We start from the raw sequence: 16,855 nt of genomic DNA on the forward strand, positions 1-16,855 counted from the left end.
CGTGGTTTGGGCTGCGCTTCGTGGTTTGCGCTGCGCTTTCGGACGGCCGCTACGGGGATCCCCGTAGCGGCCGTCCGTTTGCGCAGCGGAAAACCGGAACCTTAGCGGCTGCGGCGTTCGTTCGACGCCGGAGCGGACGCGCGGCGGGGGCCGCCGGTGCGTGCCGGACGGCCTTCGCTGGAGCGGCCGTTGCCGCCGCCTGCGTAGGATCCGCCCGAGGTGCCGCCGGTGTTGGAGGACCAGACAGCGGCGTTTGCTCCGGTCTTGGCACCGGCTGCGGCGCGCTGGCCGGTTGCCGGACGTCCGCCGCGCTGGCCGCCGGTTGCGCCACCCGTGCGGGGTGCACCGCCGGAACGGGGTGCACCGCTGCGGGGAGCCGAAGCGCCCCGGGCGTCGCTGCGCCCTTCTGCGGCGCGGCCATCCGAGCCGCGGCCGGCCGAGGCGCGGCCACCCGCAGCCGGAACATCGTTGCGGTGAGTGCCATACGAGGTGGAGCGGCTGCGGACGCTGCGGCGCTCGGCGCGCTCGGCATCCAGCCTGTCCTCGTTGCGCTCGATGACGCGTTCTGCGGCGTTGCGGGCCGCGGCCTGGCCCTCATAGGCCACGGCACGGCGCTCGGCACGGGGCAGGTCGGTGCGGGGAGCCTCGGCTCCAACGCGTCCGCGTCCGCCACGACCGCCACGGCCACCCGCGGTGGGCGCAGCCTGGGTGGTGCGGCGTGCGCGCTTTCGCTCGGCGTTTGCACCGGTGGAGCTGCCACCGCCCTGGTTGGACTTGGCGGCCAACAGCGCGGCGCGGGTGCGGGGATCGATTTTGTCTGCCATTTCGCCGACCAGTTCCGCGACCAGCGGCGAGTTAGCGGTCACGCGCTCGAAGTTGACCTCGACGCCGGCAGCCTTCATCAGCTTCTTGACGTCGGACTGCTGCTCGGGCAGGGTCAGCGTGACCACGGTGCCGTCGGAACCGGCGCGGGCGGTACGGCCCGAGCGGTGCAGGTAGGCCTTGTGCTCTGTGGGCGGATCCACGTGGATGACCAGTTCGACGTCGTCGACGTGGACGCCGCGGGCCGCGACGTCGGTGGCTACCAGGACGCGGACCTCCCCGGAGGAGAACTCGGCCAGGTTGCGGTCACGGGCATTCTGCGAAAGGTTGCCGTGCAGATCGACGGCGGGGATGCCGGCGTCCGTCAGGGTCTTTGCCAGCTTGCGGGCGTGGTGCTTGGTGCGCATGAAGAGCACGCGGCGGCCGGCGCCCGAGGCGAGCTCGACGATCAGCTGCTTCTTGACGGTCTGGTCGTTGACGACCAGCACGTGGTGTTCCATCGTGGTGACCGCGGCCTGTGATTCATCCACGGCGTGGGTCAGCGGGTTGGACAGGTAACGCTGGACGATCTTGTCCACGCCGTTGTCGAGAGTGGCGGAGAAGAGCAGGCGCTGGCCCTGGCTGGGGGTCATGTCCATGAGCTTCTTGACCACCGGCAGGAAGCCGAGGTCGGCCATGTGGTCCGCCTCGTCCAGGACGGTGATCTCGACGCCTTCGAGGGTCAGGATGCGCTGGCGGATCAGGTCCTCCAGGCGGCCGGGGCAGGCGATGACGATGTCAACGCCGGCACGCAGGGCCTTTTCCTGGCGGGCCTGGGAGATGCCGCCGTAGATCACGGTGGTGGTCAGGCCCATGGCCTTGGCCATCGGCTCGATGGTGGCGTTGATCTGGGTGGCCAGTTCACGGGTCGGCGCGAGGACCAGGCCCATGGGGCGGCCGGGCTTGCGGAAGTGCTTGGCTTCCCGCTCGGCGAGTCGTGCCACAAGCGGGATGGCGAACGCGATGGTCTTACCGGAACCGGTGCGGCCGCGGCCCAGGACGTCGCGTCCAGCCAGGGTGTCCGGGAGGGTCTTGACCTGGATGGGGAACGGCTCCACGATCCCCTGGGCGGTGAGGGTGTCGGCGAGGGCCTTGGGCGTGCCGAGGGCAGCAAAAGTAGTCATATGTTTCAAAGGTCTTTCAGGCGGTATCCATGCGGATATCGGCCCCCGGTGCCGGTTGGCCCAGGGGTTCGCCGAAGAAAAGTCAGGTGATCAACCGGGCTGCTACAACCTTGCGGCAGTGGCGGCCGGGACCAAATAGAACGCGTTCATCGACGCAGGATGTGCCTCTCACATGAAAAAACCCACTCCCTGCGGACGGATTCCGGAGGAATCCAGCAGGGGAACCGGTGGATGAACCGGAACCGGTCAATCAAGACCATAGTGGGCATCACTGCACATCAAGTTCCACCAGTCTACCATCCGGTCCGGCCTTGGCCCGCTTCCGGCGGCACGGCTGCCCCCAGATGCCGCGTCGCGGGACCTGGCTGGCGCCCGGCCGACCCTCCCGCCGGGTCCGGGGGAGGGTCGGGCCGGGCCGGGCCGGCGACGCTACCAAAGATCGGCGCCACGTTCCGCCACGCCCCTGGCTACAGGGCGAGGCTGGGCGCCTGGAACAGGGGAACGTGCGACGTCGGGCGTGCCCTGGCCCCCGATCCGGCCTTCGCCGAACCGCTGCCCGCCAAGGCAATACCGGCAGTTGCGGTTCCGGCGGCGGATCCGACCGGTGCGGTTCCGGCGGCGGATCCGACCGGTGCGGCGGCGGTTCCGCTCATTCCGGATCCGGCAGTCGCGGTGCCGTGCGGGGACGTCTCCGCCGGACCCGACGTGCGGAGGATGACCAGCGCTTCGACGTCGATCAGCCTCCTGGCCCCAGTCCTGGAGTCCACGATCCAAAATAGATCCATGGATGCAACCGTCTGGTTGACCCGTCCCCGGTGGAACAGTTTGCCGTTGTGCCAGGCCTCGATCTCGTCCCCCACCGACAGCTCCGCACTTGATTGGACCCGCCGGGCCTCCTCTGCAGCCATGGCCTGCTCCTCCCCCTAAATTCCAGCGCTTTTTGTTGTCGCCTTCAGCATGCCGCTGAAACGTTTCGGAGGCGTTTCCATGCGGTGATTTCTTTGTGTCCTTCTCAGGGCGGCCTGCCAGAATGAGGGAACCACGAGGAGGAGAATCATGACGGATCACCAGCATCACACCCCCGGCGGCACGGAAGAGAGCACGGCCGCGCAGCTGTGGGACGAGAGATACCGCAGCAGGCCCAAGGTCTGGAGCGGGCGGCCCAATCCGCAGCTGGTGGCAGAAGCGTCCGGCTTGAAGCCGGGCCACGCCCTCGATCTGGGCTGCGGCGAGGGCGCGGACGCTCTCTGGCTGGCCAGCCGGGGCTGGACCGTGACGGCACTGGATGTCTCCGCCGTCGCGCTTGAACGGGCGGCCGCGCATGCCCGCGGGACGGGGCACGACAGCAACATCAAGTGGGTAGAGCAGGATCTCGGCACCTGGGTTCCGGAAGAACAGTACGAGCTGGTGAGCGCCCAGTTCCTGCACTCGACCCTGCTGCCGTGGCAGCAGGCCCTGCGCCTGGCCGCCGCCGCGGTGCGGATCGGCGGGACCCTGCTCATCGTCGGGCACCACCCCGAGGGGCTGCCGGCTTGGGGGAACCACCAGTCGGCCGAGAAGTACTTCACTGCCGAGGAAGTGGCCCGGGAACTCGGCATCGAGGCACCCGAGTGGCACCTTGACGTGCTGGACAGCCGGCGGCGCAGCGCGACCGGCCCGGACGGCGAGCCAGCGGAGCTCACGGACGCGGTACTGCGCGCCACCCGGCTCGCGGAACACTGACCTCCGGTCCTGCCCTTACCGGCCGCCCAACCGGCCCGACGCCGGGGGTCAGCTGCCGCCAGACGTCCTGGCGACGCGCGGGGCGACCAGGACGGCGGCGACCCCGATGGCGGCGGTGAGCGCGAAGACGCCGGCGAAGGAGGCCGCCGTCGTCGGGAAGGCTGCAAACACGATGCCCGTGGCGGCCAAGGCCAGCGCGCCGCCGAGGGAATCGGAAATGGACATGGCGGAGCTGTTGAAGCCCTCAGTGTCTTTGGTGGACAGGGCCAGGGTCATGACGCTGAGGCGCGGATACAGCAGTCCCATGCCACCGCCGGCAAACACCCAGCCGGCAATTGCGACTGCTGCCGGCCAGCCAAGCGTGGTGGTCGTGAGGGTAAGGAAGACGGCGCCGAGGACCATGGCCGCCCCGATCCGGACCGCCCGGCGGTGATCCAGCCTGGGCCCGAGCCTGCCTTGGACGGCCGAGCCGGCCGCCCATGCGAGGGCTCCTCCGGTGAGGGTGAGGCCGGCAAAGGTCGGTGTGAAGTCGTAGCGTTCCACCAGCAGATAAGGCAGGTACACCTCCGTGCCAAAAAATGCCGCCGAGGCCAGCCCTCGGGTGAGGATCACACTGGGCAGCCCGCGGCGCGCTGTAAGCGTGCCGCGCGGGACGAGCGGTCGGACGGCCAGGAGCGCCAAGGCCACGGCGGCTGCCGCCAGCACACCACCGGCGACAGGGACCTCGGCGGACAGGTTCAGGCCCAGCACGGCGAGCGCGGCCAGGGTTGCCCAGGCAAGCCGCCTATACCCTCCGGAAGGGCGGGCCGGTTCCGAAGCGGCGGGCTTGTCCCCCGCGGTGCCACCGTCCAAGGACTTCCGGGATTCCCGCCCTGCGGTCCCGTGCAGCCCGCGCACAGCCGGAACGATCATGAGCAACGCAGGAACCACCAGCCCCACCACGCCCAGAAAGACCCAGTGCCAGCTGGCAAGCTGGGCCACGAGCCCGGCAGCGAAAGGGCCCACGAGCGAGGGAATCACCCACGCTGCGGAAAACGCGGCGAAGATCCTGGGATGCAGCACGGGCGGATAGACCCTGGCGACCACCACGTAGAGGGACACAGTCATGGCACCTCCGCCGAGGCCCTGCACCAGCCTGCCGGCGACCAGGGCGGGCATGCTCTGGGCCGTTCCCGCGATCAGCAGGCCGAGCACGAACAGGGCCACGGAAGCGTACAGGGGACCCACCGGGCCGCGCCGGTCGGACCAGTTGCCCGCCGCTACCATGCCGATGACGCCGGTAGCGAGCGGGCCGGCGAAGGCGAGCGCGTACAGGGCCGCCCCGTCCAGCTCGCGGCTGACGAGCGGCATGATGGTGGTCACCGCCATGGATTCGAAGGCGGCGAGGAACACCAGGGCGCAGGCGCCGAGGGTCACCAGCAGGTAGCTGCGGTGGAAGAGACCGGCTGATTCCGGGGCCGGGGCAGGGGCGGTTCGGGGCACGGGCGGGGCCTGATCGGTAGTTCCGGACGCCGCCGCAAGGCCTCATCCGAAGTTGGGGCCCCGGCGCGTCCTGCTGCGGTTGGATGGAGAGCTGTCGGTGGAGCGTGCGGAAGGCTAAAGGGGAAGCATGCCACAGCGGGTGCGTGGCGTGCACCACTCTTGAGGATTGGCGGCCGGTCAGCCACCGATGAAGCGGTCCCGCCCTGCGCGGTAGCCGAACACCGCGGCCAGCGCGCCGACCGCAAGGAAGAGTACCCCCGCCGAAGCAAAGGACCCCGTGGACTGGTGCAGCTGGCCGACCAGGAGCGTCCCGGTGGAGCCCAGCCCGTAGCCCACGCCCTGCATCATGCCGGACAGGTGGGCCGCGGTGTGGCCGTCGCGGGTGCGGAGCATGATCAGGGTCAGCGCGACGGCGGTCAGGCTCCCCTGGCCCAGGCCCAGCAGCCCGGTCCACAGCCAGATCAGCTCCAGCGGCCCGAAGATGCTTAGGGCGAATCCCCCGCCCGTCATCAGCGCCACCACGGCGCCGATGGCGCGCTGGTCCCGGAAACTGGCGGCCAGGGCAGGGGCGAAGAGGGAACCGAGCATCTGCAGCACGATCGAGGCGGAGACGATGAGCCCGGCCGTGCCGCCGTCCACCCCGCGTTCACGCAGGATGGGTGCCAGCCAGGCAAAGACGCTAAAGGACATCATTGCCTGCAGGACCATGAAGATCGTCACCTGCCACGCAATGGCCGAGCGCCACACGTTGACGCCGTCGGCGGCCTGCTGGTGCCGGCCAGAACGCTGCCGGACGGCCAACGGAAGGAACAGCATAAAGACGACGCCGGCGGGCAACGCCCAGAACCAGAGTGCGGCCGTCCACTCCCCCGTCACGGCGAACACCGGGTACGTGAACCCGGCGCCGAGGGCCGCGGAGGCGCAGATCGCCGTCGTGTAAAGCCCGCCCATCAGCCCCAGCCGGTGCGGGAAGTCACGCTTGACCAGGCCCGGCAGCAGTACGTTGCAGAGCGAGATCGCGGCACCGCAGGCGGCCGTCCCGGCCAGCAGGGCGGGAAGGTGCCCGGCGCCCGCGGCGTCCAAGGGACGCAGCAGCAACCCGGCGGTCAGCACCGCCATGGCGCAGAGCAACACGCGTTCGGCGCCGAAACGGCGGGCGAGCACGGGGGCCAGCGGGGCGAACACCCCGAGCAGGGTAACCGGCACCGTGGTGAGGACCACCACCGCCCAGCCCGGCAGCCCGGCGTCGGCCGTTACCTCGGGAAGCACGGCGGAGAAACTTGAGAACACGGTGCGGAGGTTCAGGCCGATCAGGACCAGACAGAGTCCCAGATAGACCAGCCCGCGGCGGCTGCCGACGCGGGTAGGCGCGGCCGCGGGGATGTCGTCGATCTCGGCGTCGACCAGCACGGAGCGGTCCCCGGCAGTGGGACTGCTCCCGAACGTGGAGTCCGGGGCGTTCTGCGGTGATGTCACGGTCCCTATTCTGGCAGGCCGCACCGCGCCCACCCTGTCAAGAGCAGCGGTCAGGCCGGCCCGCGGAAACCCGCTGAACTCCACTATTCTGGAAGGGATGAGTGAAACCCCAGAATCCCCCCAGATGCCGCAGCCGTCCCGCCCGGTGACCCCCGGCAGCCAGGCCTCCTTCGGCACCTACGGCGGCCGGCCGGTCAGCTTCGTCCGCCGCGGCACACGCCTGCAGGGCCGGCGGCAGGCCGCCTGGGAAGAGCATTCCGACCGCTGGGCGGTCGAGGTTCCGCGGCATATAGCCAACACCTCTGTCCACCCGGACTACGAGTTCGACGTAGAGGCCGAATTCGGACGCGCGGCCCCGTTGATTGTGGAAATCGGTTCAGGGCTGGGCGACGCCGTCTGCCACGCCGCCGAGGAGAACCCGGACAAGGACTTCCTCGCAGTCGAGGTGTATACGCCAGGCCTGGCCAACACGCTGATCAAGATCAACAGCCGCGGGCTCAGCAACGTCCGCGTCGTGGAGGCGAACGCCCCGGAAGTGCTGGCCACGATGCTCCCGGCAGGCTCGGTCACGGAGCTGTGGGTCTTTTTCCCGGACCCGTGGCACAAGTCCCGGCACCACAAGCGCAGGCTCATCCAGCCGGCGTTCGCCGAGCTCGCCGCGCGCGCCTTGAAGCCCGGCGGCATCTGGCGGATCGCGACGGACTGGTCCAACTATGCAGTCCACGTGCGTGAGGTACTGGCCGGCTCCGCGGACTTCGAGAACCTGCACGAGGGCGAGCGCAGCGGCGGCGAAAGCCCCCTCACCCAGGTCTGGGAATCCGGGGTCGAGTCGCTGGTAGGCGGGGCGCCCGTCAAGGAGGGCCGGGCACCCGTAAGCACGGAACATACGGGTCCCAATGAAGGCACGGATGAGGCCGGTGGTTGGGCTCCGCGGTTCGAGGGCAGGGTCCTGACCAGTTTTGAGAACAAGGCACACGAGGCTGGCCGGCTCATCTTCGACCTCAGTTACCGGCGGCGCTAGGGACACGACGGCGGGTAGCGAAGCTTGCCGACAGACCAGCCCGCCGCAGATTCCCTGCCCGGTCCGGAACCGGCAGCCCTGTTCCCAAGAAGCACGGCGTGGCAGGATTACGGGAGGCGCATCCGCTGGGCAGGAATGTGCTCGGCGGAACTACCGAGACAGTTGAGGGACCGAACATCAAAAGAGAACTGAAGGGCGCCGCCGACGCCGCCGAGGACATTACCAACTCCCGGGCACTTGAGCTGGTGGCCCGTGCCGGGTTTGCCGTGAGCGGCATCCTGCATCTCCTCATCGGCTTGGTCGCGATCCGTCTCGCCATGGGCGGCCAGGGCGAGGCGGACGTGAGCGGTGCAGTCGCGCAGCTCGCCAGCCAGCCGGCCGGACCGGCGCTCCTCTGGGCGTCTTTCGCGGCCTGCGTCGCACTGGCGCTCTGGCAGGCGAGCGATGCCATCTTCGATTTTGAACACCTCCCGGCCAAGAAAAAGCTGGGGAAGAAGCTCAAGGCCGCGCTTCAGGCCGTGGTGTACGCCGGGCTCGCCCTGACCTTGGCATCGTTCGCCAACGGCGCTGGCAAGGAGCACACCGCCTCCACGAGCGACCTCACAGTGTCCGTGATGAAGGCCCCAGGAGGGTACGCCCTCCTGGTCGCCATCGGCGCGGCCGTTGCCGTCACCGGGATCATCTACGCCATCCGCGGTTTCCGGCAGTCCTTCAAGAAGTACCTCCGGCTGCCGTCGTCGGAGCGGGCTCGGACGGCGGTAACGGCCCTTGGCGTGGCCGGCTACGCCGCCAAGGGCATCGCCCTGCTCCTGACAGGCGTGCTCATCATCGTCGCTACTGTGACGGCGCACCCCGAGGAATCAACCGGAATCGACGGCGGACTGAAAGGCCTGCGCGAGCAGCCGTACGGCGTGTATATGCTGGCCGCCGTGGGCGCCGGTCTGATCTGCTACGGCGTTTTCATGATGGTGCGCGCCAAGCTCGCCAAAATGTAGCGTGCCTTGGCGGCGGGCTTGCGGCCGCTCCTGTCCCGTCAGTGGTGCTTCCGGTCCCGGCGCCTGGCACCCGCTCCCGTCAGGGCCGGCAGTCGTCGTGCACAACCACCCTGGAGAGTTCGATGGTTCCGTCCGGCAGCCGCCAGAAATGCAGGCGCCTAGCCCCGGCGACGTTCCGTTCGATCGCGGCCCGGAAGCATCTCGCCCCGTCCTCCCGGCGAACCTGCGGGGCTTCGCCCCCTGCGTTTTCCCGGAGCGCGTGGACTTCGCGCGCCGGATTTCTCTCCGCAGCACCGGTCAGAACCTCGACGGCGGCCTTCAGCGCCTTCGCCGTCACTCCTGGCTCCGTGAAGGAATACAGGGAGGCCGCGAACTCCGGTCCCGCCTTCCAGACGGCCGGCAAGGCGTGAATGGCCTTATCCGCGGCAGGAATGTGCTTCGCCCAGGCGAGGTACACATCGTGCCGGAGGCGTTCGCCCGGAGTTCCGAAGAGCCCGTCCGAGCCCACGGCCGCGCGCCTGAGCGCCTGTTGCGCCTCCCGGTTGCGGGTGCGGAGGCCCTGCAGCTCCTGCCGGTGCCGTTCCGTCCGGACCCCGGCCGCTGCCAGGGCCTCCTGCAGTTCCGCCGAGAGCTCGCGCTCTGCTTCGAGCTGCAGGATCAGCGCGGCATGTTCCTTTTGCGCGGTGACCAGTTCAGCCCCCGCCTCGCTGGCTGCGGATACGAGTTCCTGGAGTGCGGCGACTCTTCGCCGCTCCGACTCAAGCTGGAGCTGGACGGAGCGCAGGACCGCCGAAGGCCGCACCGTCGAGGCAGAGGGATCCTCGGAGGCACCGCCCGGGGACCGGAATGCCGCGGCGCCGGGCGCGGCGCCTGGCGCGGCGCCGGAGCGATCGTCGGCGCCGGCGTCAGGGCCGGAGGCGGCGAACGTCCGCCCGGCGGTGGCTTGCTCCGCCAGATGGCGTCCAGGCTGCAACCATGGGGTTCCGCCTTGCAGCAGCGCGGGCGCTTCCTTGACCGGGGCGTCGTCATCTACGTCAATCAGGGAGAGCACCACCGCGCCGTGCTCGCGCAGGAACCGTGCCACCACCACCTCGCCTTCGGTGACCAGGCTTTCCACCGTGTCAAGCGGATTGGAGGAGATCCGCGCAGCAGCGACGGGCCAGCTGTAGCCCGGGAATAGGGTCAGTTTGGCGCTGCTGGCGGTGACCTGCTCGGCGAGGGCCAGCACAAGGTCGCCGGCGCCGTAGAGCTCCGCGAGCCGGGGGACCGTCTTGAGTCCATTGATGTCCAGGGTCTTGTCTTCAGGGTCAAAGTCGCCCTCGACGGTTTGACCAAGCGACAGCATCCAGTCGAGGCGGACGGGCGGGACCACGTGCTCCCGCTGGATGGTGCAGCACGTCCCGTCAAGCAGTTCGACGATTGCCCGCGATCCGGCGCTGGCGAAGGCCTTGACCGTGCCGTGGACGCGCCGCGGCGCTCCGCGGGCCGCCGTTGACTTCAGCGGAACTTCACGGATCAGGCTCAGGACGTCCTCAATGATGTCCTCCGCCGCACGGGCTGCGGCCGCTCGGTCCCGGGCCATCCGCAGCGGGCTTTGCTGGACGTCCTTCATCCATCGAAGGTCCTCCGAGTACACCCGCGCGGCATTGCCGAAGACGTGTGCCCCGGGCGGCAGGTTGTCGCCGAAGGCGTAACTTTCCGCACCGTTCTCCAGCCAGAAGATGTCCGCCAGACCGCCGACCTCCCGGGCAATGTGTGCCACGTCGATGCGGTTGTGCCGCTGTTCCGGATGCCAGGAGACTACGGCAGCGGGCTTAGTCCGCCGTCCCGCCGTGATCCGGAGCGCAAGCTCCCTCCCAGAGGTGACTACTTCATATCCCTGTTCCATTACGGGTCCCCATTCGCCGGCGCGGAAATGCAAGTGATGGAGAAGCGCTGGACCTCTCCGCCATCAGTAGAGCAGGAGGGGCCGACATTATGAGGGGGCGGCTATCCGCGCGGCACGGCGATTACGGCCACGGTCTGCTGCTGCTCGTTCCGCATTTCGACGCTGGTGATGCTGGTGAGCTGGACCGGCGTGGCGCCCGTGATCCTGACCCGGCCGCTGGGGGTGGCCGTCCAGGCGCAGGCCCGGTCTTCGCCGCCGTCGCGGTCCTTCACCCAGAGCGAGAACGTGCCATCCACCGGCAGGCTCCGGCCATCGACCGCGAGCTCGGTACCCCAGGTCTTCTTGACCAGGCCGACCGTGAACTCAATCCCGTCGCCGGCTTGCACGGAGTAGCTGGCGTCCGGCTTGGCCGGCGGGCTGAGCAGCGGCCCCGCGAGGACACCGACGGCGAGGCAGGCCGCGGCTGCGGCCGCCACCGCTGCGGACCAGCGGAGGCGCACCCTACGGCGGCGCAGGGCCAACTCATCCAGCAGCCGTTTGGGGACGGGAACGATGCTGCCCCCCTGCGGCGCGTGCACCGGACCGGCCGCAGCAGCCACGCCGGTGAGCGCCACGGCGTCCCTCACCGGTACCGCGTCCAGCAGCGCCGGCAGGCTGGCCAGTTCGTCCAGCTCCGCCCGGCACTCCGCACAGGATTCCAGATGCCGCTCGAAGGACGCGACGTCGGCTGGCTCGAGTCCGCCCAGCAGATAGGCGCCGAGCAGTTGGTGTGGCTCCCTTCCGTTCACCGCTGCACCCCCATTTCGTCGAGGATCGTCCGAAGCGCCCGGACCGCGTAGAACGCCCTGGACTTCACTGTTCCGCTGGGAATGTTCAAACTTTTCGAGGCCTCCTGGACCGTGTAGCGGCGGTAGTGGAGGGCCACCAGGACGTCGCGGTGCTCGGTGCTCAGCCGCAGCAGCGCCTCCTCCATGAGGACCCTGTTGAGGAGTTCGTCCACGCGCTCGGCCGGGTCCACGGGGTCCGCCGCATCGCGTTCCGTGACCTCGCGGGGCCGGCGCTGGGCTTTGCGGTAATTGTCGATCATGATGTTGCGGGCCGTCCGGAACAGGTAACTGCGCAGGCTGCCGGTGATCTCCGGCGCCTGTTGCCAGACGCGCAGAACGGTCTCCTGAACCACGTCGTCCGCCAGCTGCGGGTCCCGGCATGCGCTGAGGACAAAGCGTTTCAGGGCCGTGCCGTGATCGCGGTAGATCGCGGCCACCACGTCTTCGTCTAGCGACATTAGATGCCTCCCCGGCCTTGTGCCCTACGCTGTGACCCGCGCCCTGCGCCCTTCTGCCCCCTACGACGTACGGGACCGCACAAAAGTTCATTGCCCCCGCCTTGAACCATTCTTCACCGGACGGCGTCTTAGGGGTTAGCGCTGGCCTGACGAGTTGGCCGGTACGAGTCAAGGAGCTACAGATGAAGAAGCACCTCAGCATTGGCCTGTCCGCTTTCGCAGTTGCAGCATTGCTTTCCGGCTGTGCCGGCGGAGGCGGCACAGCCACGACCACCTCCAGCGCGGCGGCGGCAACTTCCGCTCCTGCGTCGTCTGCACCGGCCAGCTCGGCTCCTGCCTCGGCCGCAGAGCTCATGGTCGCGGACTCCAAGCTTGGCAAGATCGTGGTCGATGGCAAAGGCATGAGCGTCTACTACTTCACCAAGGACACGAAGGATTCAGGGACCAGTGCATGCACCGGCGGATGCCTCGCCGCCTGGCCCCCCGTCTTCACCACCTCCGCCACACCGTCCGTAGAAGGCGTCACGGGCACCCTCGGGACCATCACGACCCCCGACGGCAAGAAGCAGGTGACCATCAACGGCATGCCCATTTACTACTACGCAAAGGACAAGGCAGCAGGGGACATCACGGGCCAGGACGTTAACAAAGTCTGGTACCTGGTGGCGCCCTCCGGCGAGATGATCACCACCGCCCCCGCATCCTAGGGACCGTAGGCCCGCCGGGCTCCTGCCGCTGCTGGGGGCGGCAGACCCGGCGTTAGGATCAGCGCATGGGCAAAATCGATCTGAAGACCACGGCGAGGACCTGGCGATTCATGGTGGAGAACAACCAGGCGCTGCTGTTGCGGAAGTCGGGGCATGACACAGCCTGGTGGGCGGAGAAGGGCCGCGCCGCCGGGCTTGCCAACGACGCCGAGCTCCGCGCGTGGATGCGGGACCAGCACGGCATCACCGGCTACCCCCAGTACGCCGTTTCCTGGGAGATGTTCGGCTACCCGGACTTCATGCTGCGCGATGCCGACGAGCTGTTCGAGGCGCAGTACGCCAACCACCCGGAGCTGCGCCGCATCGCGGACGCCCTCCTGGCCTGGGCGGCGGAAACCGACGGCGTGGAAATCCAGCTCCGCAAAGGTTACGTGTCGCTCCACAGTACGCGGCGGAAGTTCGCCCAGATCACCCGCGCCACGAACAGCTGCGTCGACGTGACACTCCGGATCGATGCGCCGGCCGAGGGAGGGCTCGAAGCCGTTAAGGTCCGCGCGGGAGACGTCTTCACTCGGCGGATCCGGCTGCGCGCCGACACCCCGGTCAAACCAGACGTCCTCGCCTTCCTGACCCAGGCGCTGGACCAGAACAGCTAAGCGCCTCCAGCAGGGCGAACCCTGCAAACTCACGGGTGATCGTCTGGTCCCCAGGCTCGCTAAGATGGATCAGATGACCAACTGCTGAAAGTAGTGCGCACATGCCATCCCATCCGGACGAGAGTGCGGCACTGGCAATACAGACTCCCGCGATTAACGACCGCTCCCTTGCGGCCGGGCTTGCCTACGCCATGGGCAGCCGCGTTTCCGGGATCTCCTTCGACGCCGCCACCGGGCTGATGCTCGGCAAAGTGCGGGGTGGCTCCGAGGTGCCCTATTCGACGACGGCGAAGCTGGTCCGGAAAGCGGGCGGCTGGAGCTGCACCGTGGGTGTCTGCAGCTGCCCGGTCCGGAAGGACTGCAAGCACGTCGCGGCCCTGCTGTTCGCGGCCGAGGACAACCCCGCGACGCGCGTCCAGCTGCTGGCCCCCGCCGATACCTCCCGGCTCTCCCGGCAGGCTCCGGTCCTCGAGGTACCGGACTGGGAACAGGCCCTCAGCCCGCTGATCGCCCGCCCGGGCATCACCCAGTCCACCAACGGAATTTCGCTCGCGCTCCAGTTCGAAATCGAAGAGCCCGCCCCGCATTTCTCCTACACCGGCCGCCGGGACCCGCTGCGTAGCGTACGGCAACTGAAGGCCCGGCCCGTGATCATGGGCGCCAAGGGCAAGTGGATCCGGGGGGACGTTTCCTGGAACACCCTGAGCTACCTGAACTATCGGCGGGAATGCAACGAGGCCCACGTCGAGTGGATGCAGGAATTTCTCGCATCGCATACCGCCCTTGCCAACCGCCAGCACTCGGGCTCTGCGCCCTGGCTGGGGCTTAACACCTACGCCGGCAAGAACCTCTGGAGCCTCCTGGCCCAGGCCCGCAAGATCGGCGTCGTGCTGGTCCACGGCCGCGGCCAGGAGCCGGTGCGCGTGGTGGAGACCCCTGCCGCCGTCGGACTCAACCTCACCCGCTTCGGCGAGGGGCGCAACCCGGACGTCACGGGCGCCGGCGACGACGACACGAGCGCCGGCGGCGACGACAGCGGCGGGCTGTCGCTCGCGCCCACCATTACGGTCGAGGGCGCCGTGATCGACCCTGCCCAGGTTGGCACCATCGGACGGCCAGCGCACGGAATTTTCCTGACCTCGAACGACGACGCCCTGCCCGGCGTTGCGCCGTCGGACCCCATCATCACCCTCGCTCCGCTGGAAGCCGGGCTCAGCGAGGAACTGCTGACCTTCGTGACCGCCGGGAGCACCCTGCACATCCCGGCCCGGGATGAGAACCGGTTCCTGACCGGGTTTTATCCCAAGCTCAAGCAGTCCGCCCGGGTGACGGCCTCGGACGAGTCGGTCGAGCTGCCCGCGCTGGCCGTACCCACCCTGTCCCTGCTGGCCAACTACGGCGCGGACCACCGCGTACGGCTGCATTGGGAATGGCACTACAAGTCCGGGGAACTCGTCACGTCCCAGCCGCTGTGGCGGCATCCCGGCGATCACGGCTACCGCGACGACCCCGCGGAAGCCGGCATCCTGGAGACCGTGGGCCAGCCCTGGGATGTGGTTCCGGCGCTGGGCGAATCCGCCACCGGCGGCTGGGGTACACCGCGTCTGGCCGCCTCGGCCGAACTCAGCGGCCTGGACACGCTGGCCTTCACCGAGGAGGTCCTCCCCCGGCTCCGCGAGTTGCCCGGGATCACGGTGGATACGGCCGGCGAGATTGCCGACTACCGCGAAGCCGAAGAAGCTCCCGTGGTGGCGATTTCGACCAAGGCCACCGACAGCCGTGACTGGTTTGATCTTGGCATTGTCATCACCCTGGAGGGTCAGCCGGTCTCCTTTGCGGCCCTGTTTTCCGCCCTGGCTGCCGGGCAGACCCGCATGCTGCTGCCCAGCGGGGCGTACTTTTCCCTTGATCTGCCGGAGTTGCACCAGCTCCGGGCGCTGATTGACGAAGCCCGTTCGCTGCAGGACAACAAGGATGCGCCGCTGCAGATCAGCCGCTTCCAGGCCGGCCTCTGGGATGAACTGGCCCAGCTGGGGATTGTCGATGAGCAGGCGGCCGCGTGGCGCCAGGCCGTCGGCGGCCTGCTCGAGGGCGGGGTGCAGGGCCTGCCTCTGCCGTCCACCCTCAATGCCGATCTGCGCCCCTACCAGCTCGAGGGCTTCAACTGGCTCAGCTTCCTTTACCGGCACGGACTTGGCGGGGTGCTGGCCGACGACATGGGCCTCGGCAAGACCGTGCAGGCGCTGGCGCTGATCTGCGCGGCCAAGGAGGCCGCGACGGAACCTGCCGCGGAGGCAGATTCAGCGTCCGACGCAACGTCCGCCGGACAGGCCGAGACGGAACCTGCCGACACCGCGGCACCGTCCCCGTCCGGGACGGCACCCGGCGCTGCCCCCTTCCTGGTGGTTGCCCCCACCAGCGTCGTCGGGAACTGGGAGGCGGAGACCGCGCGCTTCGCGCCGGGCCTAACAGTGCGGGCCATCAGCGAAACCTTCGCGAAAAGCGGCTCGCGCCCTGCCGAGGCGATGGCCGGGGCGGATATCGTCATCACCTCCTACGCGCTGTTCAGGATCGATTACGACGCCTACGCCTCGCTGCAGTGGGCCGGCTTTGTGCTGGACGAGGCGCAGTTCGTGAAGAACCACCAGTCCAAGGCCTACCAGTGCGCCCGGAAACTTCCTGCGGCCTTCAAACTCGCCATCACCGGCACCCCGCTGGAGAACAACCTGATGGAGTTCTGGGCACTGACGTCGATCGTGGCGCCGGGCCTCTTTTCGAGCCCGAAGCGCTTCGCCGAGTACTACCAGAAGCCAGTGGAAAAGAACGGTGACAAGGCGCAACTGGACAAGCTGCGGCGCCGGGTCCGGCCGCTGATGATGCGCCGCACCAAGGAACAGGTCATCCATGATCTGCCGCCGAAACAAGAGCAGATCCTTGAGGTTGTGCTCAATCCGCGGCACCAAAAGGTCTACCAGACGCACCTGCAGCGGGAGCGCCAGAAGATCCTCGGCCTGATCGACGACGTGAACAAGAACCGCTTCACGATCTTCCAATCGCTGACCCTGTTGCGGCAGCTCAGCCTCGACCCCTCGCTGATTGATCCGTCCCTCTCGGGCGTGCGGTCCAGCAAACTCGATGTGCTCTTCGAACAGCTCGAGGACCTCGTGGCCGAGGGCCACCGGGCGCTGATCTTCAGCCAGTTCACGGGATTCCTGGGCAAGGTCCGGGAACGGCTGGTCGAGGAAAACATCGAATTCTGCTACCTCGACGGGAGCACCCGGAACCGCACGGACGTGGTCAACGAGTTCAAGAACGGCGCTGCCCCGGTGTTCCTGATCAGCCTTAAGGCCGGCGGCTTCGGCCTGAACCTCACCGAGGCGGACTATGTGTTCCTGCTGGATCCGTGGTGGAACCCGGCCTCCGAGGCGCAGGCCGTGGACCGCACTCACCGGATCGGCCAGGCCCGCAACGTGATGGTCTACCGGCTGGTGGCCAAGGACACCATCGAGGAGAAAGTGATGGCACTCAAGGCCAAGAAGTCCCAGCTGTTCGCCGACGTCATGCAGGGCGACGCGCTCTCCGGAGGCGCGCTGACGGCCGAGGACCTGGCCGGGCTGTTCAACGACTGAGGTCCGGAC

The 16,855-nt window shown here is 68.5% G+C and carries 13 protein-coding genes; 6 read left to right on the top strand and 7 right to left on the bottom strand.

Going from position 1 to position 16,855, the window contains the following annotated elements:
• Window positions 1–101: 101 nt before the first annotated feature.
• Complete coding sequence (locus OM977_RS18235) at window positions 102–1,985, bottom strand: DEAD/DEAH box helicase (RefSeq protein WP_264355289.1); 1,884 nt, start codon at window positions 1,983–1,985, stop codon at window positions 102–104.
• A 467-nt stretch (window positions 1,986–2,452) separates the two neighbouring features.
• On the bottom strand, window positions 2,453–2,893 hold the full coding sequence (locus OM977_RS18240; RefSeq protein ID WP_264355290.1) for a hypothetical protein: 441 nt from the start codon (window positions 2,891–2,893) through the stop codon (window positions 2,453–2,455).
• A gap of 148 nt (window positions 2,894–3,041) precedes the next feature.
• Between OM977_RS18240 and OM977_RS18245 the strand changes: the two genes are divergently transcribed.
• Complete coding sequence (locus OM977_RS18245) at window positions 3,042–3,707, top strand: SAM-dependent methyltransferase (protein ID WP_264355291.1); 666 nt, start codon at window positions 3,042–3,044, stop codon at window positions 3,705–3,707.
• A gap of 48 nt (window positions 3,708–3,755) precedes the next feature.
• Here the strand turns inward: OM977_RS18245 and OM977_RS18250 are convergent, their stop codons facing one another.
• On the bottom strand, window positions 3,756–5,189 hold the full coding sequence (locus tag OM977_RS18250) for an MFS transporter (protein ID WP_442960668.1): 1,434 nt from the start codon (window positions 5,187–5,189) through the stop codon (window positions 3,756–3,758).
• Window positions 5,190–5,366: 177 nt separating this feature from the next.
• Complete coding sequence (locus tag OM977_RS18255; protein WP_264357471.1) at window positions 5,367–6,599, bottom strand: MFS transporter; 1,233 nt, start codon at window positions 6,597–6,599, stop codon at window positions 5,367–5,369.
• 163 nt (window positions 6,600–6,762) lie between these two features.
• On the opposite strand from OM977_RS18255, the gene trmB reads away from it, so the two are divergent.
• Both trmB and OM977_RS18265 read left to right on the top strand, forming a co-directional pair.
• The gene (trmB, locus tag OM977_RS18260; protein ID WP_264355292.1) at window positions 6,763–7,686 is read left to right on the top strand and encodes a tRNA (guanosine(46)-N7)-methyltransferase TrmB; all 924 of its coding nucleotides are present in this window, start codon (window positions 6,763–6,765) and stop codon (window positions 7,684–7,686) included.
• A gap of 188 nt (window positions 7,687–7,874) precedes the next feature.
• A complete protein-coding gene (locus OM977_RS18265; RefSeq protein ID WP_264357472.1) occupies window positions 7,875–8,681 on the top strand; it encodes a DUF1206 domain-containing protein in 807 nt (268 codons plus the stop codon).
• 79 nt (window positions 8,682–8,760) lie between these two features.
• Here the strand turns inward: OM977_RS18265 and OM977_RS18270 are convergent, their stop codons facing one another.
• The 3 genes from OM977_RS18270 to OM977_RS18280 all read right to left on the bottom strand — a co-directional run bounded on the left by OM977_RS18270 (window position 8,761) and on the right by OM977_RS18280 (window position 11,854).
• A complete protein-coding gene (locus tag OM977_RS18270) occupies window positions 8,761–10,569 on the bottom strand; it encodes a hypothetical protein (protein WP_264355293.1) in 1,809 nt (602 codons plus the stop codon).
• Between the two features lie 101 nt (window positions 10,570–10,670).
• The gene (locus OM977_RS18275; RefSeq protein WP_264355294.1) at window positions 10,671–11,357 is read right to left on the bottom strand and encodes an anti-sigma factor family protein; all 687 of its coding nucleotides are present in this window, start codon (window positions 11,355–11,357) and stop codon (window positions 10,671–10,673) included.
• Window positions 11,354–11,854 carry a sigma-70 family RNA polymerase sigma factor gene (locus OM977_RS18280; protein WP_264355295.1) on the bottom strand — a complete coding sequence of 167 codons (501 nt, stop codon included), beginning with the start codon at window positions 11,852–11,854 and terminating at the stop codon, window positions 11,354–11,356. The genes OM977_RS18275 and OM977_RS18280 overlap by 4 nt, the downstream gene beginning before the upstream one ends.
• A gap of 182 nt (window positions 11,855–12,036) precedes the next feature.
• On the opposite strand from OM977_RS18280, the gene OM977_RS18285 reads away from it, so the two are divergent.
• The 3 genes from OM977_RS18285 (at window position 12,037) to OM977_RS18295 (ending at window position 16,846) form a co-directional block, all read left to right on the top strand.
• A complete protein-coding gene (locus OM977_RS18285; RefSeq protein ID WP_264355296.1) occupies window positions 12,037–12,561 on the top strand; it encodes a COG4315 family predicted lipoprotein in 525 nt (174 codons plus the stop codon).
• Between the two features lie 65 nt (window positions 12,562–12,626).
• Window positions 12,627–13,217 (top strand): DUF5655 domain-containing protein, encoded by a 591-nt coding sequence (locus tag OM977_RS18290; RefSeq protein WP_264355297.1) that lies wholly within the window; start codon window positions 12,627–12,629, stop codon window positions 13,215–13,217.
• A 101-nt stretch (window positions 13,218–13,318) separates the two neighbouring features.
• Window positions 13,319–16,846 (top strand): DEAD/DEAH box helicase, encoded by a 3,528-nt coding sequence (locus OM977_RS18295; RefSeq protein ID WP_264355298.1) that lies wholly within the window; start codon window positions 13,319–13,321, stop codon window positions 16,844–16,846.
• Window positions 16,847–16,855: the final 9 nt, after the last annotated feature.

Source organism: Pseudarthrobacter sp. MM222 (assembly GCF_947090775.1).
Lineage (GTDB): Bacteria > Actinomycetota > Actinomycetes > Actinomycetales > Micrococcaceae > Arthrobacter.